The sequence below is a fragment of the Sulfitobacter sp. R18_1 genome, assembly GCF_017743915.1.
GTDB lineage: Bacteria > Pseudomonadota > Alphaproteobacteria > Rhodobacterales > Rhodobacteraceae > Sulfitobacter > Sulfitobacter faviae.
Window position 1 is genome coordinate 12,477 of record NZ_JAGHRG010000013.1, and the last position, 25,182, is coordinate 37,658.

At 62.8% G+C, this 25,182-nt stretch carries 29 protein-coding genes, 1 tRNA gene and 1 other RNA gene; 17 read left to right on the top strand and 14 right to left on the bottom strand.

The genetic code is table 11. From position 1 onward, the window contains the following. Positions 1-53 precede the first annotated feature (53 nt). The 6 genes from J7392_RS21140 to J7392_RS21165 all read left to right on the top strand — a co-directional run bounded on the left by J7392_RS21140 (position 54) and on the right by J7392_RS21165 (position 6,080). Positions 54-344: an SCP2 sterol-binding domain-containing protein gene (locus J7392_RS21140; protein WP_067262473.1), complete on the top strand. Its 291-nt coding sequence runs from the start codon at positions 54-56 to the stop codon at positions 342-344. Beyond that, positions 344-1,291, top strand: coding sequence for an alpha/beta hydrolase (locus J7392_RS21145; protein ID WP_209219303.1), 948 nt, complete (start codon positions 344-346; stop codon positions 1,289-1,291). The genes J7392_RS21140 and J7392_RS21145 overlap by 1 nt, the downstream gene beginning before the upstream one ends. A 70-nt stretch (positions 1,292-1,361) precedes the next feature. Next, positions 1,362-2,366 (top strand): ligase-associated DNA damage response exonuclease, encoded by a 1,005-nt coding sequence (locus tag J7392_RS21150; protein WP_209219304.1) that lies wholly within the window; start codon positions 1,362-1,364, stop codon positions 2,364-2,366. Continuing rightward, on the top strand, positions 2,363-3,961 hold the full coding sequence (locus J7392_RS21155; RefSeq protein WP_209219305.1) for an ATP-dependent DNA ligase: 1,599 nt from the start codon (positions 2,363-2,365) through the stop codon (positions 3,959-3,961). Before J7392_RS21150 ends, J7392_RS21155 begins: the two co-directional genes overlap by 4 nt. A 56-nt stretch (positions 3,962-4,017) precedes the next feature. After that, positions 4,018-5,838, top strand: coding sequence for a M3 family oligoendopeptidase (locus tag J7392_RS21160; RefSeq protein WP_209219306.1), 1,821 nt, complete (start codon positions 4,018-4,020; stop codon positions 5,836-5,838). Further along, the gene (locus J7392_RS21165) at positions 5,838-6,080 is read left to right on the top strand and encodes a hypothetical protein (RefSeq protein WP_067262457.1); all 243 of its coding nucleotides are present in this window, start codon (positions 5,838-5,840) and stop codon (positions 6,078-6,080) included. Before J7392_RS21160 ends, J7392_RS21165 begins: the two co-directional genes overlap by 1 nt. A 2-nt stretch (positions 6,081-6,082) precedes the next feature. Here J7392_RS21165 and J7392_RS21170 read toward each other — a convergent pair whose 3' ends face one another. The 3 genes from J7392_RS21170 to J7392_RS21180 all read right to left on the bottom strand — a co-directional run bounded on the left by J7392_RS21170 (position 6,083) and on the right by J7392_RS21180 (position 7,666). After that, positions 6,083-6,352, bottom strand: coding sequence for a DksA/TraR family C4-type zinc finger protein (locus tag J7392_RS21170; RefSeq protein ID WP_067262455.1), 270 nt, complete (start codon positions 6,350-6,352; stop codon positions 6,083-6,085). Between the two features lie 166 nt (positions 6,353-6,518). Next, on the bottom strand, positions 6,519-6,905 hold the full coding sequence (locus J7392_RS21175) for a hypothetical protein (RefSeq protein ID WP_209219307.1): 387 nt from the start codon (positions 6,903-6,905) through the stop codon (positions 6,519-6,521). A 200-nt stretch (positions 6,906-7,105) separates the two neighbouring features. Beyond that, a complete protein-coding gene (locus J7392_RS21180; RefSeq protein WP_209219308.1) occupies positions 7,106-7,666 on the bottom strand; it encodes a dual specificity protein phosphatase family protein in 561 nt (186 codons plus the stop codon). An 87-nt stretch (positions 7,667-7,753) separates the two neighbouring features. Here J7392_RS21180 and J7392_RS21185 point away from each other — a divergent pair, with 87 nt between their 5' ends. Continuing rightward, positions 7,754-8,389, top strand: coding sequence for a GntR family transcriptional regulator (locus tag J7392_RS21185; protein WP_209219309.1), 636 nt, complete (start codon positions 7,754-7,756; stop codon positions 8,387-8,389). 56 nt (positions 8,390-8,445) lie between these two features. On the opposite strand, the gene rpoH is transcribed toward J7392_RS21185, so the two are convergent. Both rpoH and J7392_RS21195 read right to left on the bottom strand, forming a co-directional pair. Next, entirely contained in the window at positions 8,446-9,342 is an 897-nt protein-coding gene (gene rpoH / locus J7392_RS21190; protein ID WP_209219310.1) for an RNA polymerase sigma factor RpoH, read from the bottom strand. Positions 9,343-9,515: 173 nt separating this feature from the next. After that, on the bottom strand, positions 9,516-10,562 hold the full coding sequence (locus J7392_RS21195; protein ID WP_209219379.1) for an RluA family pseudouridine synthase: 1,047 nt from the start codon (positions 10,560-10,562) through the stop codon (positions 9,516-9,518). Between J7392_RS21195 and J7392_RS21200 the strand changes: the two genes are divergently transcribed. After that, positions 10,561-10,851: a DUF6476 family protein gene (locus tag J7392_RS21200; RefSeq protein ID WP_209219311.1), complete on the top strand. Its 291-nt coding sequence runs from the start codon at positions 10,561-10,563 to the stop codon at positions 10,849-10,851. The two genes, J7392_RS21195 and J7392_RS21200, sit on opposite strands and share 2 nt — an antisense overlap. Here the strand turns inward: J7392_RS21200 and J7392_RS21205 are convergent, their stop codons facing one another. Continuing rightward, entirely contained in the window at positions 10,852-11,637 is a 786-nt protein-coding gene (locus J7392_RS21205) for an inositol monophosphatase family protein (protein ID WP_067264836.1), read from the bottom strand. It lies immediately after the preceding gene. A gap of 167 nt (positions 11,638-11,804) precedes the next feature. On the opposite strand from J7392_RS21205, the gene J7392_RS21210 reads away from it, so the two are divergent. Further along, positions 11,805-12,845 (top strand): NADP-dependent oxidoreductase, encoded by a 1,041-nt coding sequence (locus tag J7392_RS21210; protein WP_209219312.1) that lies wholly within the window; start codon positions 11,805-11,807, stop codon positions 12,843-12,845. 84 nt (positions 12,846-12,929) lie between these two features. Here the strand turns inward: J7392_RS21210 and J7392_RS21215 are convergent, their stop codons facing one another. After that, positions 12,930-13,835 carry a LysR family transcriptional regulator gene (locus tag J7392_RS21215; protein ID WP_209219313.1) on the bottom strand — a complete coding sequence of 302 codons (906 nt, stop codon included), beginning with the start codon at positions 13,833-13,835 and terminating at the stop codon, positions 12,930-12,932. A 94-nt stretch (positions 13,836-13,929) separates the two neighbouring features. Here J7392_RS21215 and J7392_RS21220 point away from each other — a divergent pair, with 94 nt between their 5' ends. Together J7392_RS21220 and J7392_RS21225 are read left to right on the top strand one after the other, a co-directional pair. Continuing rightward, a complete protein-coding gene (locus J7392_RS21220) occupies positions 13,930-14,796 on the top strand; it encodes a methylenetetrahydrofolate reductase (protein WP_209219314.1) in 867 nt (288 codons plus the stop codon). 82 nt (positions 14,797-14,878) lie between these two features. Then, positions 14,879-15,361, top strand: coding sequence for a PaaI family thioesterase (locus tag J7392_RS21225; protein WP_209219315.1), 483 nt, complete (start codon positions 14,879-14,881; stop codon positions 15,359-15,361). Between the two features lie 78 nt (positions 15,362-15,439). Here J7392_RS21225 and J7392_RS21230 read toward each other — a convergent pair whose 3' ends face one another. Both J7392_RS21230 and J7392_RS21235 read right to left on the bottom strand, forming a co-directional pair. Further along, complete coding sequence (locus J7392_RS21230; protein ID WP_209219316.1) at positions 15,440-15,895, bottom strand: PRC-barrel domain-containing protein; 456 nt, start codon at positions 15,893-15,895, stop codon at positions 15,440-15,442. A gap of 169 nt (positions 15,896-16,064) precedes the next feature. Continuing rightward, positions 16,065-16,141 (bottom strand) — tRNA-His (locus tag J7392_RS21235). Between the two features lie 338 nt (positions 16,142-16,479). Between J7392_RS21235 and J7392_RS21240 the strand changes: the two genes are divergently transcribed. After that, positions 16,480-16,668, top strand: a complete 189-nt coding sequence (locus tag J7392_RS21240; protein WP_209219317.1) for a DUF6324 family protein — start codon at positions 16,480-16,482, stop codon at positions 16,666-16,668. Between the two features lie 59 nt (positions 16,669-16,727). Here the strand turns inward: J7392_RS21240 and J7392_RS21245 are convergent, their stop codons facing one another. Then, positions 16,728-17,204: an MmcB family DNA repair protein gene (locus tag J7392_RS21245; RefSeq protein ID WP_247744697.1), complete on the bottom strand. Its 477-nt coding sequence runs from the start codon at positions 17,202-17,204 to the stop codon at positions 16,728-16,730. Positions 17,205-17,293: 89 nt separating this feature from the next. On the opposite strand from J7392_RS21245, the gene J7392_RS21250 reads away from it, so the two are divergent. From J7392_RS21250 to ssrS, 3 genes are all read left to right on the top strand, one after another. Continuing rightward, entirely contained in the window at positions 17,294-18,619 is a 1,326-nt protein-coding gene (locus J7392_RS21250; protein WP_209219318.1) for a hypothetical protein, read from the top strand. Further along, the gene (locus tag J7392_RS21255) at positions 18,616-19,392 is read left to right on the top strand and encodes a hypothetical protein (RefSeq protein ID WP_209219319.1); all 777 of its coding nucleotides are present in this window, start codon (positions 18,616-18,618) and stop codon (positions 19,390-19,392) included. The genes J7392_RS21250 and J7392_RS21255 overlap by 4 nt, the downstream gene beginning before the upstream one ends. Positions 19,393-19,468: 76 nt before the next feature. Further along, a non-coding RNA gene (gene ssrS / locus J7392_RS21260) (6S RNA) lies at positions 19,469-19,623 on the top strand. Positions 19,624-19,681: 58 nt separating this feature from the next. Here the strand turns inward: ssrS and nusB are convergent. The 4 genes from nusB to J7392_RS21280 all read right to left on the bottom strand — a co-directional run bounded on the left by nusB (position 19,682) and on the right by J7392_RS21280 (position 22,505). Next, positions 19,682-20,158, bottom strand: coding sequence for a transcription antitermination factor NusB (gene nusB, locus J7392_RS21265; protein ID WP_067264814.1), 477 nt, complete (start codon positions 20,156-20,158; stop codon positions 19,682-19,684). Next, positions 20,155-20,706, bottom strand: a complete 552-nt coding sequence (locus J7392_RS21270; RefSeq protein ID WP_209219320.1) for a 6,7-dimethyl-8-ribityllumazine synthase — start codon at positions 20,704-20,706, stop codon at positions 20,155-20,157. Before J7392_RS21270 ends, nusB begins: the two co-directional genes overlap by 4 nt. Positions 20,707-20,711: 5 nt before the next feature. Next, positions 20,712-21,836: a 3,4-dihydroxy-2-butanone-4-phosphate synthase gene (gene ribB / locus J7392_RS21275; protein ID WP_209219321.1), complete on the bottom strand. Its 1,125-nt coding sequence runs from the start codon at positions 21,834-21,836 to the stop codon at positions 20,712-20,714. 81 nt (positions 21,837-21,917) lie between these two features. Further along, a complete protein-coding gene (locus J7392_RS21280; protein ID WP_209219322.1) occupies positions 21,918-22,505 on the bottom strand; it encodes a riboflavin synthase in 588 nt (195 codons plus the stop codon). A 130-nt stretch (positions 22,506-22,635) separates the two neighbouring features. Between J7392_RS21280 and J7392_RS21285 the strand changes: the two genes are divergently transcribed. Both J7392_RS21285 and J7392_RS21290 read left to right on the top strand, forming a co-directional pair. Continuing rightward, positions 22,636-23,928 carry a capsular biosynthesis protein gene (locus J7392_RS21285; protein WP_209219323.1) on the top strand — a complete coding sequence of 431 codons (1,293 nt, stop codon included), beginning with the start codon at positions 22,636-22,638 and terminating at the stop codon, positions 23,926-23,928. A 114-nt stretch (positions 23,929-24,042) separates the two neighbouring features. After that, the gene (locus J7392_RS21290) at positions 24,043-25,173 is read left to right on the top strand and encodes a polysaccharide biosynthesis/export family protein (RefSeq protein WP_197470901.1); all 1,131 of its coding nucleotides are present in this window, start codon (positions 24,043-24,045) and stop codon (positions 25,171-25,173) included. Positions 25,174-25,182: the final 9 nt, after the last annotated feature.

Below are 25,182 nucleotides of genomic sequence, written 5' to 3' on the forward strand. Positions count from 1 at the left end.
CTGCCGCCGCAATTCCAGACGTAGCGGGGCCAAATGCCAAAAAAGGGCGAGCGATGAGCGATATTGTGAACGAAGCGGTAGTGGTGCTGAACGAAAAGCTGGCCGGCAGCGATTTTGACGGCACGGCCAAGTTCGACATCGAAGGTGAAGGCACCGTGATGATGGACGAAAACGGCGCCCGCGCGGCGGACGAAGAGGCCGACGTGACGCTGAGCGCGGATGCCGAAACCTTCCAATCCATCCTCGAAGGCGACACCAACCCCACATCCGCATTCATGACCGGCAAGCTCAAGATCGACGGCGACATGGGCATGGCGATGAAGCTCGCCGCTGTTCTCGGCTGATGCATCTGGACCCGGCGCCGCTTTACACCGATATCGCCCCCGGCCCCGAAGGGGGCCAAGCCCATTGGGCCGAGACATCGGATGGCAAGCGGATCAGGCTGGGTCATTGGCCCTGCGCAGGCGCGCGGGGCACGGTGCTGCTCTTTCCCGGGCGGACCGAATATATCGAGAAATACGGGCTTTGCGCCGCCGATTTCGCGCGGCGCGGCCTTGCCACCATGGCGATCGACTGGCGCGGTCAGGGACTGTCGGATCGGCTTTTGCCCGACGCGCGCGTCGGTCATGTGGATGTTTTCAGCGACTATCAGAAAGACGTCGCCGCCATGCTGCGCGCCGCGCGCAGCCTGAACCTGCCGCGCCCCTATTTCCTGCTGGCCCACTCCATGGGCGGCTGCATCGGCCTGCGTGCCGTGATGGAAGGGCTGCCGGTGCAGGCCGTCGCCTTCACCGGCCCGATGTGGGGCATCTATGTCGTCCCGCATCTGCGCGCGCTCGCATGGTCCTTGGCGCAGTTCATGCCGCGGGTCGGACAGGGCCACCGCCTGCCCCCGGGCACCAAGATCGAAGCCTACCCTGCCATCGCCCCTTTCGAGGACAACCTGCTGACCACCGATCCGCAGATGTACGACATGATGCGCGATCAACTGGCCGCCCATCCGGAGCTGAGCCTCGGCGGCCCGAGCTTCGTCTGGCTGCGCGAGGCACTGGCCGAGACCAAACACCTCGCCGGACGCTCGGCGCCCAACATTCCCTGCGTCACCTACCTTGGCAGCAACGAGCGCATCGTCGCCACCGACCGCATCCACAAGCGCATGGCGCAGTGGAAAGGCGGGCGGCTTGAGATCGTACCGGGCGGCGAGCATGAGGTGTTGTTGGAGAGGCCCGAGTTGCGCAATCCGATCTTCGACGGACTGGAAAAGCTCTATCTAGGCAATATCACCGGTTAACGCCGCGCCTTAACCTCGCGTCCGCGTCATTTTCCTGTGCAATCGGCCCGCGCCGCCTAGTTTGCTTTGGATGACACGCGAACCCGTCCTCAGCTTCACCGAAAACGGCATCTACTGCGCCGCCGGTGACTTCTACATCGACCCCTGGCGCCCCGTCGCCCGGGCGCTGATCACCCATGGCCACGCCGACCACGCCCGCGACGGGATGGGCAGCTACCTGGCGACCCATGCTGCGCTCCCCGTTATGCGCCACCGGTTGGGCGAGATCGCCATCGAGGGCATCGCCTATGGCGAGACGCGCCAGATCGGCGGGGCCACGGTCTCCTTCCACCCCGCGGGCCATGTCCCCGGCAGCGCGCAGATCCGGGTTGAGGTCGGTGGCGAGGTCTGGGTCGCCTCGGGCGATTACAAGGTGATCGACGATGGCATGTCCGAGGCTTTCGAGCCGGTCCGCTGCCACCATTTCATCACCGAGAGCACCTTTGGCCTGCCGGTCTTTCGCTGGGCCCCACAGGCCGAGGTGGCCGCACAGATCAACGACTGGTGGGCGGGCTGCAAGGCGGCGGGCAAGACCGCATTCCTCGGGGCATATTCGCTGGGCAAAGCACAGCGGCTGCTGTCGATGCTCGACCCCGAGATCGGCCCGATCCTGACCCACACGGCGGTGGAGAACACCAACGAGGTGCTGCGCGGCCAAGGCATCACCCTGCCCGAGACCACGCTGGTCACGCCCGAGCTTAACCCCAAGGAGCATCCCGGCGCGCTGGTGCTGGCCCCGCCCTCTGCGCTCGGTAGCCAATGGGCGCGGCGTTTTGGCGCGCAGGAGAGCGCCTTCGCCTCGGGCTGGATGGCGCTGCGCGGGGTGCGCAGGCGGCGGGCGGGCGACCGGGGGTTTGTCATCTCGGACCATGCGGATTGGCATGGGCTGCTCTGGGCGATTCGCGAGACCGGCGCGGAAAACATATATGTCACGCATGGTTACACCGACATCTTCACGCGATACCTGAACGATCAGGGCTGGAACGCCGAAGTCGTACCGACCCAGTTCGAAGGCGACGGAGGCGACAGCGAATGAAGGATTTTGCCGCGCTTTTTAACGCCGTCGACCAGACCACCAAGACCACGGTGAAGGTCGCAGCACTGGCCGAATATTTCACTACGGCCGCCGAGGACGACCGGCTCTGGACCGTGGCGCTCTTCTCAGGCCGCCGCCCGAAACGCGCCGTCACCACGACCCGCCTGCGCGAATGGGCTTCCGAGGCATCCGGCGTGCCGCTGTGGCTTTTTGAGGACAGCTACGCCATCGTCGGCGATCTGGCCGAGACCATCGCGCTGGTCCTGCCACCGGTCGAGAGCGAGGATACCGGCACGCTCACCTCGTGGATCAACGCCCTGCGCGGGCTGAAGGATGTCGACGACACGGCGCGCAAGGAATTCGTGCTTTCGGCGTGGCAGCAACTCGGCGGCACCGAGCGGTTCCTCTTCAACAAGCTCATCACCGGCGGCTTTCGCATCGGCATCAGCCAGAAGCTGATGACCCGCGCCCTCTCGCGCGCCACTGGTCGGCCCGAGGCGGAGATGGCGCACCGCCTGATGGGCAATTGGCACCCCGACGACGTCACATGGCACAGCCTGATCGAGGCCGAGGACGCCAGCGCCGACGCCTCGCGCCCCTACCCCTTTTACCTCGCCTATGCGCTGGAGGACGGGCCGGAAGGCTTGGGCGATCCGAGCGATTGGCGGGCCGAGTGGAAATGGGACGGCATCCGCGGCCAGCTCATCCTGCGCGACGGCGACTATTTCGTCTGGTCGCGCGGCGAGGAGTTGATGACCGACCGTTTCCCCGAACTGGCCCGCGCCGCCGATCACCTGCCGCCGGGCACCGTGCTCGACGGCGAATTGCTGGTCTGGCAGCCGGGGGCGGAATTCCCCTCCTCCTTCAATGCTTTGCAAGCCCGCATCGGACGCAAGACGGTGCCGAAAAAGCTGCTGAAAGAAGCCCCTGTCGTGCTGCACGCCTACGACCTGCTGGAATGGCAGGGCGAAGACATCCGCGACCGCCCCTTTGCCGAGCGCCGTGCGCTGCTGGAAGAAGCCGCCGCCGATTTGCCCGAAGACGCACCCGTGCGTCTCTCTCCCCAACACCAATTCACCAAGTGGGATCAACTCGCCACCCTGCGCGAAACGGCGCGTGAGGCGCAGGCCGAGGGGCTGATGCTGAAACGCGCCGACAGCCCCTATCTTTCGGGCCGCAAAAAGGGCGACTGGTGGAAATGGAAGCTCGACCCGCTGACCATCGACGCGGTGATGATCTACGCGCAATCGGGCTCGGGCCGCCGCGCGAACCTCTTTACCGATTTCACCTTCGCGGTCTGGAACGGCAACGATCTGGTGCCCTTCACCAAGGCCTACTCCGGCCTCACCGATGCCGAGTTCCGCCAGATCACCGCTTGGGTGCGCAAGAACACGCAGCAGCGCTTCGGCCCGGTGCGGCAGGTTACGCCGCACCATGTTTTCGAGATCGCCTTTGAGGGCATCCAGCCCAGCCCGCGCCATAAATCCGGCGTCGCCCTGCGCTTTCCGCGGATGCTGCGCTGGCGCAAGGACAAGCCGCTGCAAGAGGCCAACACCCTCGACGATCTGAAAGAAATGCTGCGCATCTACGGATAGGTTGTTCCGGCCCGCCCGGAGGCATAGATGTGACGAAACGCAAATGAGGTACACCGATGTTTCAGCTTCCCTTCCCGCTTCACGATGCCAACGCCAGCGCCGGGGGCAAAGACCTTGGCGATTTGCCGGAATGGGATCTGAGCGATCTCTATACCAGTGAGGACGCGCCCGAATTGAAACGCGACCTCGACTGGCTGGAGGAAGCCTGCGCCAGCTTCGCCGCCGATTACGAAGGCAATCTGGCCGCGCTGGATGCCAAGGGTCTGCTCGACTGCGTGCTGCGCAACGAGAAAATCAATCAGGTCGCCGGGCGCATCATGTCCTTCGCGGGCCTGCGCTACTACCAGCAGACCACCGACGCGGGCCGGGCCAAGTTCATGTCCGACATGCAGGAGAAGATCACCGATTACACCACGCCGCTGGTGTTCTTCACGCTGGAGCTCAACAAGCTGCCCGACGATCACCTCGCCAAACTGCTGGACGAGAACCCCGATCTTGCGCGCTACAAGCCCGTCTTCGACCGCATCCGCGCGATGAAGCCCTACCAGCTGTCGGACGAGATGGAGAAGTTCCTGCACGATCTCGGCGTCGTCGGCGACGCTTGGGAGCGGATGTTCGACGAGACCATCGCGGGGCTGGAGTTCGAGGTCGAGGGCGAGACGCTCAACATCGAAGGCACGCTGAACCTGCTGACCGACCCTGACCGCGCCAAGCGCGAGGCCGGTGCGCGCGAGTTGGCCAATGTGCTGGGCCGCAACATCCGCACCTTTGCCCGCGTGCACAACACGCAAGTGAAGGAGAAAGAGGTCATCGACCGCTGGCGGGGTATGGAGACGCCGCAGACAGGCCGTCACCTCAGCAACCACGTTGAACCCGAGGTCGTCGAGGCGCTGCGCAACGCGGTGGTCGAAGCCTATCCGAAGCTGAGCCACCGCTATTATGAGCTTAAGCGCAAATGGCTGGGCCTTGATGTGATGCAGGTCTGGGACCGCAACGCGCCGCTGCCGATGGAAGACCCCAAGGTGGTCGACTGGGCGCAGGCCGAAGCGACCGTGATGGAGGCCTACAACGCCTTCGATCCGCGCATGGGCGAACTGGCCAAGCCCTTCTTCACCAAGGGCTGGATCGACGCGGGCGTGAAACCCGGCAAGGCGCCCGGGGCCTTCGCGCATCCCACGGTGACGGACGTGCACCCTTACGTCATGCTGAACTACCTCGGCAAACCGCGCGACGTGATGACGCTGGCGCATGAGTTGGGCCACGGCGTGCACCAAGTGCTGGCCGCCGATCAGGGCGAAATGCTCTCCTCCACCCCGCTGACACTGGCCGAGACAGCTTCAGTCTTCGGCGAGATGCTAACCTTCCGCAAGATGCTCGACAAGGCGCAGACCCAAGCCGAGCGTAAGGTGCTGCTGGCGGGCAAGGTCGAGGATATGATCAACACGGTCGTGCGCCAGATCGCCTTTTATGACTTCGAGTGCAAATTGCATGAGGCGCGCCGCGGCGGGGAGCTGACACCCGACGACATCAACGCGCTGTGGATGAGCGTTCAGGCCGAAAGCCTCGGGCCGGCCTTCGAATACATGGAGGGCTACGAGACCTTCTGGGCCTATATCCCGCACTTCGTGCATTCGCCCTTCTACGTCTATGCCTATGCCTTTGGCGACGGTCTGGTGAACGCGCTCTACGCCGTCTACGCGGATGGTGAAGAGGGCTTTGAAGAGAAGTATTTCGACATGTTGAAAGCGGGCGGATCGAAGCACCACAAAGAACTGCTCGCCCCCTTTGGCCTTGATGCCAGCGACCCGGCATTCTGGGACAAGGGCCTGTCGATGATCTCTGACATGATCGATGAATTGGAAGCGATGGAGGACTGATGTCCCGCGCCGAGCGCATGAAAGAAAGGTTCGCCCCCTTCTTTGTCTGGATTCAGCGGCGGGTGCCGCCCGGGTTTAGATTTGCGCTCGGCCTGCTGCTCATCTGCGGCGGCATCCTCGGGTTCTTGCCGATCCTCGGCTTCTGGATGCTGCCGCTTGGCCTCATGGTGGCGGCGATGGATGTGCGGCTATTTCGGCGCTGGCGCTCCCTTCGCCGCAGACGGCGGGCAGAACGGCCTTGAGGTCACTTCAACTGGCTGTCTTTCGAGCCTCGCCGATTAATTCCGCCGCGCATCTGCGCCTGCCCGTCTCGTTCCCGCACGCAGTCGATGCAAAGCTTCACCCCCGGCAGCGCCATGCGCCGCGCCTCTGGAATCGGCTCTTCGCATTCCGCGCAATGGGTGCGGCTCTCGCCCACCGGCGCGCGGCGTGCTTTTAGCCGCGCCAATTCGTCAGAAATGGAGGCTTCGATCTGCTCGCTCACCGCGCCATCGCGTGTCCATCCACCTGCCATGTTGCGCCCTCCTCATGCGGTTCACTTCATAGATATGGGGCGCAGCGGCGGCTTGTCACGGCTTCACCCGGGATATGGCCCTCGCCCCAAGGGTAATTAGATGGGGTCGCGCAAACAAAAAAACACCCCCAAAAGGGGGTGCAGTTGCTAGGCATTGGGCTGTGAGTCAAGCAGCACGCAGGGTCGTATCTCCTCCATTCAAGCGGTTTAGCAGGGTGGACAGGGTGACGGCGCTTTGAATGAGCCGTCGGCGAAGCTCTTGTCGCTGGCCGGCAGGGCGCAGCGGAACGCTGGTGCGCAGGTAGACCCTTTGCGGCATGGCGGCGGGATGGCAGGTATAGGTCACTTCAACCATCGCCTCGACCCGGCCAAAGTCGCGGGCATAGTGTACACTGTGAAATCGGGCGTCGCAGATGGTAAGTGTGACGGGGCATTCATCGGACGGGTGACCAACGGTGACGGGATCATAGCTGCGTTTGCGGCGGAGAATGTCCCCTGCATTGAGGGACGTGATGGGGCCGGGTGTTTCTGGCGCGGTGGAGCGGCTTGGCATATCTGATCCTCTTCCTAATCGTCTGGTCGCTTATCTTCCCTTTCTATGGGCCTTTGCGTTCCCTGAGGTGCCGCCTCTGCCCAACCTGTATACATGTTGTCGGGCTCAATTGTGGCAGAAATGGGGCAAGAACTTGCCGACAATGGGGCAAACGTATAATTCACCAAACTTTTTTCACACCTCCTGTGCGAAAGGGCGATCTACCTCTCCTTTTCGACCTCTAGCAGCCAGTTCTCCTGAAGCTGGTTTTCGATCGCTTCGGGGAAATGGCTGCGCACCAAGGCGATGGCTTCCGCGGCGGGCATTCCGGCCCCGATCAGCAACCACGCCGCGATCAGCCCACTGCGCCCCGCGCCGTATTGGCAGGAAAGGGCGACTGTCTCACCCGCCTCTAGCGCCGCCTCAATGCGCGCCCGGTGTGCGGGCCATTCGGTTAGGAATCTGTTGCAAGGGACGCTGAAATCTTTGATCGGCGCGAAGGAGAGCCTTAAACCAAGAGACTGTGAAGCCTTTGAAATCAGGGGAAAAGCTCCGTCAGGAAGCTCGGCCTTCTCGGTAAGAACCAGCAACTCACGCGCCCCAGCCGCGCGCAGGCCTTCCAAGGTTTCCCGCATCTGTTGAGGATCGAGGTAAGCGCTGCCATCCACATGGGCCAACAGCCCCGGAAAACCCGTCATCGCCAAATGCCCGCCGCGGGGGGTGGGGATAACGGCGCGTATCGAGGTCGCTTCAATATCGAAAAAAGGCACATCACGAGACATAAAAACATCCATAGAATTTGAGTAACAGCAAGGCCACCTGTATACATGTTAAATAGGTAAAACCGAACAGACGAAGGATGCCGGGCAATGTCTACCCAAGTCAAATCCAGCGCGGCGATTGCAGAGGCGCTTCGGACGGACATCTGCCTGAACCGCAATATCGCCGACGGCATGCTGCATGAGGTGGCCCTCGCCCAGCGTTTCGGTGTGTCCCGCACGCCCATCCGGCAAGCGTTGCAACGTTTGGCCTATGAACGCATGATCGCCGTGAAATCCGGCGTGGGGTCTGTCGTGACCCCTTTGGACGCGCCCATGCGCGCGGATGACATCCGCGCGGCTGTGGCGATTATCGAAGCGGCCGGCAAATGTGCAGTGCCCTCCCCCGCCCCACCGGCGCACTTCATGTCGCTCGCCGGGATTCTGGGCATGATGGACCTCGCCCCGCTGGACAATGCTGAGGCCTTTTTCGACATCCGCGCCCGGCTTTTGGACGCCCTATCGGAGATGATCGAAAATCCGATCCTGAGCGACGCCTTTCGCGCGGCCTATTGGCGGCTGATCAGATGGTCCCTGCGTGATTTCGACACCGCGCCGGAACCTCAGATCGTGCATCTGCGGGCGGTGCTGCAAGCCGCTGCCCGGGCGATGCAGTCGGGCACGATCGGCGCCTGTTTCGAAGAAGTCGCAAGGCTCGAAAGCCAGCTTGTCGAACCTCGAAGCTAATAAAGAAAAGCCCCGCTTCAAAGAAGCGGGGCCTTCTGCATCATCTGGTTCAGCCGTTAGCTGGCCGCCAACATGCCCTTTTCCTTCGCCAAATCGCGCATCCGCTTTTGCAGCTTCTCGAAGGCGCGCACTTCGATCTGGCGAATCCGCTCGCGGCTGACATCGTATTGCGCCGAGAGGTCTTCGAGCGTGACCGTCTCATCCGAGAGGCGACGCTGGGTCAGAATGTCCTTCTCGCGGTCGTTCAGCACGTCCAAAGCCTCCGCCAGCATCTCACGCCGGGTCTCCAACTCGTCACGCTCGGCATAGTCGCCCGCTTGGTCGGCGTCTTCATCCTCCAACCAATCTTGCCACTGCATCGTGCCTTCGCCTTCGGACCCGACAGTGGCGTTGAGCGAGGCATCCCCGCCCGACATCCGCCGGTTCATGGAGACGACCTCATCCTCGGTCACGCCAAGCTGGGTCGCGATCTCTTTCACGTTTTCGGGGCGCAGATCGCCCTCTTCCAGCGCGCCAATCTTGTTCTTGGCCTTACGCAGGTTGAAGAACAGCTTTTTCTGACCCGACGTCGTGCCGAGCTTGACCAGCGACCACGACCGCAGAATATATTCCTGAATCGAGGCGCGAATCCACCACATCGCATAGGTGGCAAGGCGGAAGCCCTTCTCAGGATCGAAACGTTTCACCGCCTGCATCAGGCCGACGTTCGCTTCCGAGATCACCTCGGACTGTGGCAATCCATAGCCGCGGTAGCCCATCGCGATCTTCGCCGCGAGGCGCAGGTGAGAGGTGACCATCTTATGCGCAGCTTCGGTGTCTTGTTCTTCGACCCAGCGTTTGGCCAGCATGTATTCTTCCTCAGGCTCCAGCAGCGGGAACTTGCGGATCTCTTGCATATAGCGGTTCAGCCCGCCTTCGGGCGTTGGTGCGGGCAGATTTGCATAATTTGCCATGTCTTGTCCCTTTCCCCAGTTTAATCGGGGCCTATGTTATTTCGCTTAACATGCAATATGGGCGGCCCCCTTCGTGCTTTCAAGACAGAAGCATTCACGCTTTTGTTCATGACTGCACAGTTTCTGTGAACAAAACGTAACCGATCCTTAGGCGGTTCCGCGGGGCGGCGGGGTCACGCCGATGGGGCGGTGGGGCCGTCGCGCAGCAGGTCCAACAGGGCGGCCATATCGGGCGGCAGGGGTGCCTCAAAACGCAGGTTCTCACCAGTCACCGGATGTTCGAACCCCAGAACGGCGGCGTGCAGCGCTTGGCGGGGGAAGGCACGGATTGCTTCGGCGGTGGCCTCAGGCAAGGCCGTCTTGGCCAGCTTGCGCCGCCCGCCATAGGTCGCATCCCCCACCAAACCATGGCCCGCGTGGGACATATGCACGCGGATTTGATGCGTGCGACCCGTCTCAAGCCAGCATTCCAGCAGCGCCAGCACCGGCGGGGTGCCAAAACGCTCAACCGTGCGGGCGCGGGTCACCGCGTGCCGCCCGCCCTGAAACAGCACCGCCTGCCGCTGGCGGTCGGTCTTGTGCCGCGCCAGTTGGGTGGTCATCCGCAGGATATTCCCCGCCTCGAAGGACGCGCCTTTGACGCCCCGCAGGCGCGGGTCATTGGCATCCGGCACCCCATAGACGAGGGTCTGGTAATAACGCTCGACGGTATGTTTCTCGAACTGCGCCGCCAGCCCGTGATGCGCCGCATCAGACTTCGCGACGACGAGCAGACCAGTGGTATCCTTATCAATCCGGTGCACGATGCCGGGCCGTTTCATTCCGCCCACACCAGAGAGGTCATCGCCGCAATGCGCCAGCAATGCGTTGACCAGGGTGCCGGAGGGCGAGCCCGGCGCAGGATGCACCACCATGCCCGCGGGCTTGTCGATCACGATCAGTTCGTCATCCTCAAAGACCACCGAAAGGGGGATGTCCTCGGGCAGGATGTGGCTTTCCGCCGCCTCTTCGACCGTGATCTGCACCGCCTGCCCTTCGGCCACTTTGGCGCGGGGGTCTTGGACCACGACACCGTCCAGCGTGACGGCGCCCTCGGTGATCAAACGCCCCAAACGGGTGCGCGACAGGTTCGCTTCCTCTGGCACATCGCGGGCCAGCGCCTTATCAAGACGGGCGGGCGGGCTATCGTTCAGAATGAAATCAATGCGGCGGTGAGACATGGACACGGACAACCCTGATGAACCGGCGAACCTGCGGTTTCTGCGGCGGATGGTGACGGTCTTGACCGTCGTGATGATTGGCGGGGTTCTAGTGCTGATCTTCGTGCTTGTCACCCGCCTGAGCGATGAAGGCCCGACCATGCCGCGCAGCATCACCCTGCCGGATGGCAGCAGCGCCCAAGCATTTACGCAAGGGCGCGGCTGGTATGCGGTGGTGACGGATGCGGATGAGATCCTGATCTTTGACCAGTTGACCGGCGCATTGCGCCAGACGGTCGCGATCGAGTGATCAGCCGCGGATCGTCTTGGCGAAGGTCGAATAGATCGGCTCGTTCGCGCAGATGATCTCACCATGTTGCAGGATGTTGCGCTCAGGGCGGATCGGCTCGACAAGGCCACCGGCCTCTTTGACGATCAACATGCCCGCGGCCACATCCCATGGCTTCAAACGACGCTCCCAGAAGCCATCGTAACGGCCCGAGGCGACATAGGCGAGATCGAGCGATGCCGCGCCCCAGCGGCGCACACCGGCGCAGACGGGCAGCAGGCGGCCCAAATCTTTGAGCGTTTCAGGCAGATCGGCACGCCCCCCGAAAGGCAGACCCGTGGCAAAGATCGACTCGATCATGCGGTGACGGCCCGAAACCCGCAGGCGGCCTTCGTTCATCCAAGCTCCGGTGCCCTTCTCGGCAAAGAACATCTCATCCTTGGCGGGGTCAAAGACCACACCGGCGACGATCTCGCCCTTATGCTCCAACGCGATGGAGATGGCCCAGTGCGGCAGACCGTGCAGAAAGTTGGTGGTGCCATCCAACGGGTCGACGATCCAGCGACGGGTCGGGTCTTGGCCCTCTTCCTCGCCGCCCTCTTCGGCCAGCCAGCCATAGGTCGGGCGCGCGCCCATAAGGTCGTCTTTGATGATCTTCTCGGCGCCGATGTCGGCCTTGGTCACGAAATCGCCCGCGCCTTTGACCGAGACCTGAAGGTTCTCGACCTCGCGGAAATCCTTGACCAATGCACGCCCCGCTTTGCGTGCCGCCTTGATCATGATGTTGAGATTCGCACTGCCGATCATTGTTCGCGCCCTTTGATGGATAAGGCGGGACGTATAGGGCGCAAGAGCGCAATTGCCAAGGGGGCAGAAACCTGCACCGCTTATTGATTCTTGCGCACCTCACGGGTTGCATTCAGAGCGCGAGGGAACACCTTGGACGCTGTAGCAACCAGCACGAAGGAAACCCCATGTCCGACCAGATGCAGAGAATCGTCCTCGCCTCCCGCCCCGATGGCGCACCGACACCCGAGAACTTCCGCCTTGAAAGGGCGGATATCCCGCAGCCGGGCGACGGCGAAATTCTGGTCGAAGTGCATTACATGTCGCTCGACCCCTATATGCGGGGCCGGATGGACGATGCGAAATCCTATGCCGAACCTGTGCCGATCGGCGGGCTGATGGAAGGTGGCAGCGTGGGCAAGGTGATCGCCTCCAATGACCCAAGCTTTGCCGAGGGCGATTTTGCTTTTGGCGCCTTCGGCTGGGCCACCCATGGCGTCGCCCCGGCGAAACAATGTCAGAAGGTCGATGCCGAAGGCGTGCCGATCACCGCCTCGCTCGGCGTGCTGGGCATGCCCGGCCTGACCGGCTGGTACGGTTTGAACGACATCGGCCGACCGAAAGAAGGCGAGACCCTCGTCGTGGCCGCGGCCACCGGCCCCGTCGGCTCAATGGTGGGGCAATTGGCCAAGGCCAAAGGGCTGCGCACTGTGGGCATCGCAGGCGGAGCCGAGAAATGCGAGATCGCCACCCGCGATTTCGGCTTTGACGTCTGCCTTGATCACCGCGCCTATGACGATGCCAAATCCCTGCGCACCGCCCTGAAAGAGGCCGCACCGGATGGCATTGATATCTATTACGAAAACGTCGGCGGCAAGGTGCTGGATGCGGTGCTGCCGCTGATGAACCCCCATGGCCGGATCCCGCTTTGCGGCATGATCGCATGGTATAACGCGGGCGGACTGGGTGCCGATGCCGAAGGCGCTGGCCTCACCGCGCCGCGGCTATGGCGCACGATTTTGGTGAACTTCCTCACCGTGCGCGGCTTCATCATCTCGAACCACTGGGACCAGATGCCGAAGTTCCAGCGCGAAGTGGCGCCGATGGTCGCCGATGGCCGCGTGAAGGTGAAAGAGGACATCACCGAAGGGCTGGAGAATGCACCTCAGGCCTTTATCGACATGCTGAACGGCGGGAACACCGGCAAGGCTATCGTTAAGGTGAAGTAAGCTTTGGAATGCGTCGTTCCGCCTTGTGGAACGACGCGTTCACCCACCCCGCCCGGAGCCAAGCCGCAGGCGCCGGGCCATCGCTCAGGCCCGCTGCAACTTCCGCGCCTCCTGCCCGGCCAGCTTTAGCAACTCATCCATAAACGGTTTGCCCAGGTCATCCCGCCGCACTGCCGCATAAAGCCGTCGCGTGATCCCCTCGGCCGTCAAAGGCCGCGTGACGTAATCGGAGGAATATTTCACCTCCCGCACCACCCAATCCGGCAGGACCGAGATCCCGCGGTTTGACGCCACCAGCAACAAGATCACCGCCGTCAGTTCCACCTGCCGGATCGCCGCAGGCTCGACCTTGGCGGGGATCAGCAACTGGCTGAACACGTCCAACCGGGCCCGCTCCACCGGATAGGTAATCAACGTCTCCCCGCGAAAATCAGCCGCCTCGACAAAGGGTTTCTCGGCCAGCGGGTGGTTCTGCGAGGCCACGAAAACCGGATTGTAATCAAACAGCTCGACAAATTCGACGCCCGGCAGTTCCTCAGGGTCCGAGGAGACCACCAGATCAACTTCTTCCCGCAAAAGCGCAGGCAGCGCGTCGAAGGCGAGACCGGGGCGGATATCGACATCCACATCCGGCCAATGGCGGCGGAACTGCTCCAACACCGGGAAGAGCCACTCGAAACAGGCGTGACACTCGATCGCAATATGCATCCGCCCCGTGCTGCCCGCCCGCAGACCCGAAAACTCGTCCTGCAAGGCTTCGACCTGCGGCAAGACCTGCTGCGCGAGCTTCAACAGCCGCTGCCCGGCGGGCGATAACTTCAACGGTTTCGAGCGCCGCACAAAGAGTTCGACCCCCGCCTGATCCTCCAACCCCTTCACCTGATGACTTAACGCCGATTGCGTGATATTCATCTGATCCGCCGCGCGGGCCAAACCGCCCGCCTCGTGGATGGCCTTGATTGTGCGCAGGTGACGGAACTCAATGTGCATTTGAGGCATTACTCATGTTCAAGATGAATGTTATGAGTTTGTCTCACAAGCCTAGATGTGAGACAAGACGTGAAACCGCCAAAAGGATCTCTCAATGACCACGCCTGCCGTTTCCTTCGAAGTCTTCCCGCCCCGCACCGTTGGCGCGGCGTTCAAACTGTGGGATGCGGCGCAGGCATTGGCCCCGCTGGCGCCGCGTTTCTTCTCCGTCACCTACGGCGCGGGTGGCACCACGCGCGATCTCACCCATGATTCGGCGCATGTGCTGCACCGCACCTCGGGCCTGCCCGTCGCAGGCCACCTGACCTGCGTCGGCGCCAGCCGGGCAGAGACGCTCGACGTGGCCGATAAATTCGGCGAAGCGGGCATCAAAGACATCGTCGCCCTGCGCGGTGACCCGCAAGCGGGCACCGACAAGTTCGTGCCCCACCCCGAAGGCTTCGCCGACAGCTGCGAGCTAATCGAGGCGCTGGCGAAAACCGGCAAATTCACAATCCGCGTGGGCGCCTACCCCGACCCCCACCCCGAAGCGGCAGACCAACAGGCCAATATCGACTGGTTGAAACGCAAGTTCGACGCGGGCGCGGATGAGGCGCTGACCCAGTTCTTCTTTGAGGCGGAGACCTTCCTACGTTTCCGCGATGCCTGTGTGAAAGCAGGCATCGACAAGACGATCACGCCGGGCATCCTGCCGGTGGTGAACTGGACCTCGGCCCGTAAGTTCGCCGTCAAATGCGGCACGCCGGTCCCGGAATGGGTCGACCAAGCCTATGAGGCCGCGATCCGCGATGACCGACACGACCTGCTGGCCCAAGCCATGTGCACCGAACTGTGCAGCGAGTTGATCGACGAAGGCGTGGATGCGCTGCATTTCTACACGCTCAACCGCGCGGAACTCACCCGCGACGTCTGCCGTGCCATCGGTGTGACCCCGCAGGTCGATCTCTCGGACGTCGCGTAAGCGCCGCCCCTCTGGCAAGGGGGGCTTGCCCCTGCCCCGCGCGGGCGTATCCTCCGGCGAAATTCACTTGCCGGAGAAGACCATGCCCCGCATCGCCCAAAGCCCTGCTGACCTTTTGTCCCAATCCGAAGCGCTCAAGCTTTCGGGGCTGGAGTTCATGCAGGCCATTCTCGACGGCACCAACCCCGGCCCGCCCATCGGCCAGACCATGGGCTATGCGCTGCATTCGGTCGAAGAGGGCCGCATCGTCTTTCGCGGCGCGCCGAGCTTTGCTATGACGAACCCGATGGGCACGGTGCACGGCGGCTGGTACGGGACGCTGCTCGATTCAGCGATGGCCTGCGCGGTGATGACAAAAGTCCCCCGCGGCTCGGTCTATACCACTTTGGAATACAAGATTAATATCCTGCGCGGCCTGCCCTTAGGGATGGAGATCGACTGCATCGGCGTGACCGATCATGTGGGCCGTTCGACCGGTGTCGCACATGGAGAGATTCGCGGCGTCGAAGATGGCAAGCTTTATGCCACAGGCTCCACCACTTGCATCGTGATGAAGCTGGCCTAAGCCCATTCACGAATAACCCCGGCGCGGATAGCTACACGCCGGGGTCCAAGAATTTAACTTAAGCGTTAATCGCTTAAATTAGTCCCAGAAACCTTCGTCAACGCCGGGCAGCGCTTCGAGCTCTTCTTCGCTCAGACGCGTGACATAGGCGTAGGTCTGGTCATCGACGGCCACGAGGTTCACATCGGGTGTCGAGATCATGACGTGTTTGTCACCGATATCGAGGAAGCCACCGACTTCGGCCACGATGCCGACCATCTGGCCGTTTTTGGACAGAACGATGTCTTCGATTTCACCAATTTCGTTCCAGTCGGCGCCAATTTCGTTATAGGCCGTGTTGGGGCTCCATTCGTCGCCGGCTTCGTTGAGGGTGTAGATCTCACCGCCGGTGATATCGCGCGAGCGGATCAGATCGCCGCGCATTTCGTTCATCTGCATGCTGTCGACGTTGAAATGGTCGGTCATATGCGTTTCAGCGAGAGCGGCGGTGCCTGCGAGTGTCAGGGCAAGGGTGCTGGCTGTAAGCGTTTTCATGTCTCTCTCCTCTTCGTTATTTGCTATGGTCACAACGAAAGCTCGGACAGAACGTTCCAGAAAATCTAAAATTTACCATGGGTTAGGGTGCCAGCGCGTTGGCAGCATCATGCCGCGCGCCGCAAAAAGGCCGTTCGGCCCAAAGCGCAGATAGAATGAAATGGGGGGGTGGTACCACCTCCTGGTCTCGAACCAGGGACCTCTTGATCCACAATCAAGCGCTCTAACCAACTGAGCTAAGGCGGCACTGGGGCGGATTTAGCGCCCGTGGCGGAGGAATGCAAGACCTCAAAGTCAGAAGAAATGCCGGTTTCCGTCAGATTTTTTGCGCGCCCTGTGTCATCGGCACTCATGCGGGAAACGCGGGTGGATGACACGGCGATTCCGCCCTCGGTCTCCAAGCTGCGCGTCGCGGCAATCTCCCGATCCGCCAGAACGGCACCACACCCTCTTCCAGAACGGTGATGATGCATCCGTCACCTAAGGCCAACGCGCCCCCCCGCCCTGCGCCGCAACCCGCCAAGATATCTTGCCTTTCCGCCCATGCCGCGCTAGCGATAAGCCCCACCAAACCGGAGGCTCCCATGGGCATCGACACCGAACGCGACATCGAAGCAAACCTGCAAATCGGCCCGACAGACAAGGGCATGGTCCGCCTTTTCGTCGAAGGCGGCGGCGTTGAAATTCCGATGGATTTCACCCCGGAAGAAGCCCGCGAAATCGCGGAAGAGATCATGGCCGCCGCGAACCGCGCGGGCAAAAAAGGGCGCTAAGCCGCCTACGCGCAGGTTCGCCCACGATATAGACGAGCGACCTCAGATCACGCCCCCTTTCAAGACCAGTTCGGCACCATGTCGGGATCGCGTAGGCGATGCAGGCGCCGGGCGGCATGGGTCGCGAATTTCTGCACCATCACCTTGCGCCGGGCGGGCGCAAGCTTGGTCTCATCGCATATCCTCACAATCTCGGCCCCATAGGCGTTACCGATGATGAGGCCGCTTTCCTCGGGCAGCAGTTCTACCGGGAAATCACTGTCCACGGCCCAAAAGAACCGGTCGGCCCATTCCAAATAGCCCTCCCATTTTGCGTCGCCCATGAAATCGGCGCGACTGGATTTGCATTCGACGATCCAAATTTCCCCCTTCGGGCCAAGCGCCATCACGTCGACCCGCAAACCGCGCGTCGGCACAAGCTCCTCGACCGAGGCGAACCCAAGATCGGCCAAATGCCGCATCACCCCCCGCGCCAGTAATTGGCCGGGTTGGAGTTGTCGTATGTCATTCTCCATCATGGCGACAAATATGAACATTTGATGAACATCCACAAGGGGCAGCACCGGAAAGTTTGGTAATTCCCCCGTGACCCCCTATCTTCACCCCAGCAGAGCGAGGGAGGCCCATGGCACAACGCGAACCGATGAGTGAGACGCAGGCGCGCGGGGTGCGTTACGCCCGTGAATTGGAGGGCCACCTGACATGGCTCGATACATTCTCGGGCACGGCGCTTGGCGTTTTGGCCGTGGCCTCGGGCATTTACACCTATCTCGGCGTCTCGTCGCTGCTGGATGACAACGGCGCCATGTCGGCCTTTGCCGCGATCGCCTATTCGGTGGCGGTCTCGGTAGGGATTTTCGTCTTCTGGTCCTATCTGCTGAGGCTCTTCCCCGCTGTGCGTACCACACGCGCGCGGATGGGGCTTTTGGGGGCGATGGGGCTCGGCTCCGTGGCGATCATCGCGATGTCGAGTTGGCTGAACGCCGCCGCGCTTGCCGGATCGGCGGCAGTGGAGCAGCATCTGGCCGAGACGGTGCAAGACTACCAAGGCGCGTTAGAGCGCACACATGAGATTGCCCTGTCGGCCCAAGGGCTTGAGCGGGACGTGGCGCGGGTCAGACAGAGCTTTGAGGACCTGAGCGAGCAAGAGGCGGCTGGCAGCCTGTCGGGCCTTGCCGGGCGCGGCGCGGTGTTCCGGGTGCTGCGGCAGAAGTCGGCGGAACTGGGCGCGCTGGAGGCGCAGATCGCCACCCAGACCCCGCTGGTGAATGACGCCTTTGCCGAAGGGAACCAGATCCTCAGCCGGATGCGCGCCCTTACGGTAGAGCCCGGCCCGGTCGAGGCGCGTTCGGTCGAGTTTTCCGAACAGGCCGTGCGGCTTGCAGGTCTGATCACCCGGTTGCGGCAGCTTTCCGTGGCCCCGCTGGTGGAACGCGCGGCGCAGGATTTGGCGGCCTCCGTCGTGCTGCCTGAGCTTGACGGCAGCAACGAAGAGCAACGCGGCGCGCAAGGCGCGACGATCACCTCAGTTCTGGAGGTGCTGGCCCAACGTGCAGCAACATTGGAGCGCGCGGCGCAGGACGTGCAGGCCATGCCGCCCGCCGCCGACACGACCTATACGCCGATCTCCAGCGCCGATGCGGTGATCCTTTATGCGCGCAATTTCGTGCCCTCTTGGGCCGGGGCCATCGCGATTGACCTGTTGCCCGCCGTACTGGTGCTGATCCTCTCCATCACCCAAGGGGCGATACGCTCGGGCCGGGAGGGGGCCGCGGTCGAAGACACGCTGACCCTTGCAGAACTGCGCGCCGCGCTGGCCGCCGTGCGTGATGTCGATGTGGCGATGCAGGAAAGCCCCGCCCACAAACGCCCCGCCGCCGAAGCGCCGCCTGCTGCTGATGCGACCGAAGAACCGGCCCCCGGCCCCGTCACATCGATCAAAAGCACATGAGCGAGGAGACCCCACCAGAAGCCGAGGCCTCCCACCGGAAGCCGATTGTCGGGCGGGTGCTGATCGGCGTGCTGATCTTCCAACTTGGCCTTGCGGTGCTGCTGTTCTGGGGGGACTTGGGGGAAGGGCTGCGCCTGCCGGGCTTAGGCCCGCGCGCCCCGGAACTGACCGAGCCGATCCGCCCCGGCGACCAGACCCGGCGCTTCCGCCCCGAACGCGCGCCGACCCCCGGCCAGCCGATGCCCGAGACCGCCCTGCCCGACCGGCTGGTGCTCACCCCCGTCTCGGGCGGGCGGGCGGCGCTGCTGGAAGGGGCCATCGAAGCGGGCGATGCGGAGCGGATCATCAAGCAGTTGAGCGAACTGACGCCCGCGCCCGAGGAAATCTATCTCAATTCCCCCGGCGGATCGGTCCGCGATGCTTTGGAACTCGGCCGCTATCTTCGGCGCGAAGGGCTAAACACCGCGCTACGGGAGGGCGACATCTGCTATTCCGCCTGCCCCTATCTACTGGCCGCCGGCGCGACACGGACGGTGCCCGAGAGCGCCTCGGTCGGGGTGCATCAGCATTACTTTGGCGAAAGCACGATTCTGCCCGCCTTTGTCGCTGTGGAGGACATCCAGCGCGGCCAAGGTGAGGTGATGCGATACCTTGATGATATGGGCATTGATCCGATGGTGATGCAGCACGCGCTGGTCACGCCACCCGATGAAATCTATGTGCTGCTGCCCGAAGAATTGCGCCGCTATGGCTTTATCCCCGCCGAAGATTGAGCGGGGCAGAGAAGTTTTGCAAATCCACTTCCGCCCCCTTGCCGCAGCCCCACTTGGCCCCTACATCGGGGTTCGACGGGTTCTGCCCTGTTCGTGAACGTTACATTCCAGTGGCCTTAAGCAAATCCGAGGGAGCTGGCTCTGTCCGAGCCCTGGTTCGGTTACCTGGCGCCCACCTGTACATACAGGTCCTCGGGAATATAAAACAGCAGCGGCAGGCGCGGTTCCCGTCACTTTCCCAAGACATCAATGTGGTAGATGGCCCCCTCGGGGCCACTTTCCCGCGCGTTTAGAACGCTTCGGGACGCGCCTCGCGGGCCATATGGTCAAGCACGGCGTTAACAAAGCTCGGCTCGCGCCCATCGGGGAAGAAGGCATGGGCCACGTCGACATATTCCTTGATCACCACGCGCGGCGGCGTGTCGTCATGGCGGAACTCGGCGCCGGCGGCGCGGAACAGGGCGCGCAGGGTCGGGTCGATCCGCGCAATGGCCCATTTGGCGACGATGGCGCGGTTGGCCATCTGGTCGATCGGCGCTTGATAGTTCACCGCATCTTCGAGCACGCGAGAGAAGTGATCGACATCCCCCTCCTGCATCTCGTCGCCCTCATAGACGGCGCCGAAACGGTGGTCGATGAATTCGTGACGCACGACGTCGACCGTCTGCGCGGAATGCTCCATCTGGAACAGCGCCTGCACGGCATAGAGCCGCGAGGCCGACTTCATCTTACGTTTCTGGTTGCCCGAAGGCCCGTTGCTGGTCATGCGATGTTTGATCCATCCGTGTCGCCGGCCATCAAAGTGTCCTGCCCGAATGGCTTGAACCCGATGCCCTTGCTCTGGCGGCCCCATTTACGAGCGAGCGCGATAAGATGCAAGGCCGCAGCGGCCGCGCCGCCGCCTTTGTTTTGCCCCTCGGGGTCGGCGCGCACCTCGGCCTGTTGTTTGTTCTCGACCGTCAGGATGCCATTGCCGATGCAAAGCCCTTGCAGGCCAAGCAGTTGCAAGGCGCGGCTGCTGTCATTGCAGACGGTCTCGTAATGCGTGGTCTCGCCACGGATCACGCAGCCAAGCGCGACATAGCCGTCGAAATTGCTGCCCCGGTCGGAAATGCCGATGGCGGTGGGAATCTCCAGCGCGCCGGGCATTTCGATCACCTCATAACTGGCGCCCGCAGCCTCCAACTCGGCCTTGGCGCCGGTTAAAAGGCCGTTCGCAATGTCCGAGTAATAGGGCGAGACGACGATCAGCAGCTTCACCGGTTCGTCAAAGCTGGGGCGCGGCAGGATGGTATGCTCTTCGGCGGATGCCATGGCGATTACTCCGTAGTGATGGGCCGGGTGCCCACGATTTCCAGCGCATAGGCGTCGAGGCCCAGATAGCGCGTGTCTGGATTGTCGGTCAGCAGGACCAGTTCATGCAGCCCCATTGTCGAGAGGATCTGCGCGCCAAGACCGGTGCGTTTGATCGTGCGCGGGCGGTCGTCATCCTCTGGGTCGAGTTTGAGGCGCGGGTAAGGATCGCGGAAGAGCACCACCGCCCCCCGCCCCTCTTCGGCGATGATCTGCATGGCACGGGGCAACTCGTCCGCAGGGCTGGGGCCAAGGCCGAGGATGTCTTCGAGCGCGTTGATCGCATGGGTGCGGATCAGCACCGGCTCGGGCGTTGAGATGTCGCCCTTGGTCAGCACCACATGGTCGGTCCCGGTGATTTGGTCGGAGAACACCCGCATCTGCCAATCGCCGCCGTAAGCCGAGGTCACGGTGCGGCTGTCGCGCTCCACCAGCAGGTTGTCGTGCTTGTGGCGGTAGGTGATGAGATCGCTGATCGTCCCGATCTTGAGCCCATGCGCGGCGGCGAATTCCACCAGATCGGGCAGACGGGCCATTTCGCCGTCGTCCTTCATGATCTCGCAGATCACGCCCGAAGGGTGCAGCCCCGCGAGGCGCGAAATATCGACCGCCGCTTCGGTATGGCCTGCCCGCACCAGCACGCCACCATCGCGGGCGCGCAGGGGGAAGACATGGCCGGGGGTGGCGATATCCGCCGAACCGGATTGCTCCGAGATCGCCACGGCCACGGTCAGCGCACGGTCGGCGGCAGAGATGCCGGTGCTGACACCCTCCCGCGCTTCGATGCTGACTGTAAAGGCCGTTTCATGCCGCGAGGAATTGTTCACCGCCATCATCGGCAGGCCGAGGTGATCTACCCGCTCCGCCGTCATCGGCAGGCAGATCAACCCGCGCCCATGGGTCGCCATGAAATTGATCGCCGTGGCATCGGCAAACTCAGCCGGGATCACCAGATCGCCTTCGTTCTCGCGGTCCTCATGATCCACCAGAATAAACATGCGGCCTTGGCGGGCGTCTTCGATGATCTCTTCGATGGGCGAGATCGCATCGCTCAGCCCTGTCTCGACCGGTCCGGGTTTGTCAAATTGCATCGGCTGCTTCCATCTATCTGTTGCCCGGCTCTTAGCCTGACCCGCGCCGCTTGGCCAGAGCGCGCCCCGAAGGGCGCGGCGTCACATCTCGTTCAAACGCGCCACGTAACGGGCCAGCGTGTCGATTTCGAGGTTCACCAGATCGCCGACGCCTGCATCGCCCCAAGTTGTCACCTCCTTGGTATGCGGGATGAAGTTGATGCCGAAATCGCAGCCATCGACATCATTCACCGTCAGCGAGGTGCCGTTCAGCGCCACCGAGCCTTTCGGCGCGATGAACCGCGCCAGATCCTCGGGCGCGCGCAGGGTCACGCGGGTGCTGTCGCCTTCGTCTTTCATCTCGATGATCTCGGCCACGCCATCAACATGGCCCGAGACGATATGCCCGCCCAACTCGTCACCCACCTTCAGAGCGCGTTCGAGGTTCACGCGTTTGCCCTCGCGCCAGTGCTGGCCGAGGTTGGTCTTGGCCACGGTCTCGGCGCTGATCTGCACCTCATACCAATCCTCGCCCAGCCCCACGACGGTCAGGCAGACGCCGTCGCTGGCGATGGAGGCGCCCATGTCAATGCCGCTGGTGTCATAGCCGGTCTGGATGCGCGCGCGCAGGTCGCCTTCCTGCTCCAGCTTGGTCACGGTGCCAACGTCTGTGATAATGCCGGTGAACATGGGGTAGGCTCCTTTGCTGGTTCCGCGCAGTGGTAAACCCGGTCACCGCCACAGGCAAGAGCGGGTGACGCCACATTGTCGCCCCTATTATATGGTGGTTAAGAGGGCAAATGCCCACCGAAGGACCAGAATGACCGTGACCGCCGCCCCGACCAGAACCTTCCTGTTCCTGCAAGGACCGCATGGCCCTTTCTTTAACAGTCTGGGCAAGATGCTGCGCCGCGCAGGGGCCGAGGTCTGGCGTGTGGGCTTCAACGCGGGCGACCGGGCCTTTTGGTTTCACCCGTCGACCTACATCCCCTATCGCGGCAGGGTCGAGGATTGGCCGGGCGTCTTTGCCAGTCTGCTGGACGACAAGCAGGTCACCGACATCGTGCTTTACGGCGACACCCGGCCCATCCACGCCGAAGCCGTAGCCGAGGCCAAGCGCCGTGGCATCACCGTCCATGTCTTCGAGGAGGGCTATATGCGGCCCTATTGGGTCACCTATGAGCGCGGCGGCTCGAACGGCAATTCGCGGCTGATGGAGATGACCATTCCCCAGATGCAGGCCGCCCTCGCCCGCTCAGACATGGAAGCGCCCCTGCCCCCCGGCCATTGGGGCGACATGCGCCACCACATCTTCTACGGCGCGCTTTACCATTGGTTCGTGATGTTCCGGAACGGCGACTACCGCAATTTCAAACCCCATCGCAGCCTGCCGGTCACCAAGGAATTCCGCCTCTACCTCAAGCGGCTCTTGCTGATGCCGGTGCTGGCCGCCGACCGCCTGCTGGCCACGCTGAAGATCCGGCTGGGCGGCTTTCCCTACCATCTGGCGCTGCTGCAGTTGGAGCATGATTCCTCATTCCAGAAACATTCGCCCTTCAACACAATGGCCGATTTCCTAGAGTTGGTGATCGAAGGCTTTGCCAAGGGCGCGCCGCAGCACCATCACCTCGTCATCAAGGCGCATCCGTTGGAGGATGGCCGCGTCCCCGTGCGGCGCGATGTCAAACGGCTGGCGCGTGCCTTCGGCGTTTCAGACCGGGTGCATTTCGTCCGCGGCGGCAAGCTGGCACAGCTTTTGAACGACACCCGCAGCGCGGTCACGGTGAACTCCACCGCCGGGCAACAGGTGCTTTGGCGTGGCATCCCCCTCAAGGTCTTTGGCCGGGCGGTTTATTCCCAGCCAGAGTTCGTGTCGGACCAGCCTTTGCCGGATTTCTTTGCCGCGGCCAGCCGCCCCGACAACCGCGCCTATAAGGACTACCGCCGCTATCTCCTTGAAACTTCTCAGGTTCCGGGCGGGTTCTATGCCGCGCGGGGGCGGCGGCAATTGCTGCGCCAAGTGGTCGATATGATGCTCGCGCCCGACGATCCATATGACGCGCTGGAACAGGGCACCGCGGCCCCTCGGCAACAGTTGCGGGTCGTCACCTGAGTTAACCCATTCCGGCCTGTAGATTTTTTCGTTAGGCTGCGCTAAGTTGCAAAGTAATACGCCAAAACAATTGGCGATTTCGAGGCAGATATTTCAGGTCGAGGAGACCGGGCAGTGAAATCCGTATCTTTCCGGTGGGCGCGTCCCATCGCAGCGCTGGCGGCGGTGGCCGTCGTCTCATCATGTGGCTTGCCGCAGGTCGGACCGAACAAACGGCAAATCTATGCAGGCTCTGTTCAGCGCGAAGGCGATGCTTTTGTCGTCAGCGTGAATGACCGTGTGACCCGCGCCACCGCCGTGGCCCCGGCGCTTGGCTTTTCGGAAAGCTTCAAGAATGCGGGCCGGGTCGGTTCCGACACTATCCAGCCGGGCGATATCCTTGGCATCACGGTTTATGAAAACGTGGACGATCCGCTTCTCGGCGTCGAAGGCGCCCCGGCCACCATGCTGGAAGAGGTGCAGGTCGATGGCGCGGGCTTTATCTTTATCCCCTACGCGGGCCGCATTCGCGCTGCGGGCAACACGCCCGAAGCGATCCGCCGCATCATCACCAACAAGCTCGGCGAGCAGACCCCAGACCCGCAGGTCGAAGTGCGCCGCGCCGCCGGTGACGGCTCGACCGTCTCGCTCATCGGTTCCATCGGGGCACAGGGCGTCTACCCGATCGAGCGTCCGACCCGCACGCTGGCCGCCATGCTGGCACGCGCGGGCGGTGTAACCATCATCCCCGAAATCGCACAGGTCACCGTGATCCGTGGTGGGCAGCGCGGTAAGATTTGGTTCCAAGACCTCTATGACCACCCCGAACTCGACATCGCCCTGCGGCCGGGCGACCGGATTTTGGTCGAGGAAGACACCCGCTCTTTCACCGCGCTTGGCGCCACCGGCGGACAGGCCCGCGTGCCCTTTGAATCGCAAAACCTCTCGCTTTTGGAAGGCATCGCGCAGGTGGGCGGTCTCAGCCCCCTCTCGGCCGACCCCACCGGCGTCTTCGTGTTCCGCAATGAGCCCGAGGAAGTCGCCGAACAGGTGCTGGGCCGCAGCGATCTGACCGGCGCGCAGCGCATGGTCTATGTCACCGACCTGACCAAACCCAACGGCATGTTCATGGCCCGCGATTTCGTGATCCGCGACGGCGACACGATCTATGTGACCGAAGCGCCCTTCACCCAGTGGAGCAAGGTAATCTCGGCCATCACCGGCACGGCGGGTTCGGCGGATAGCATCACCTCGCTGACCGAATGATCCACCCCG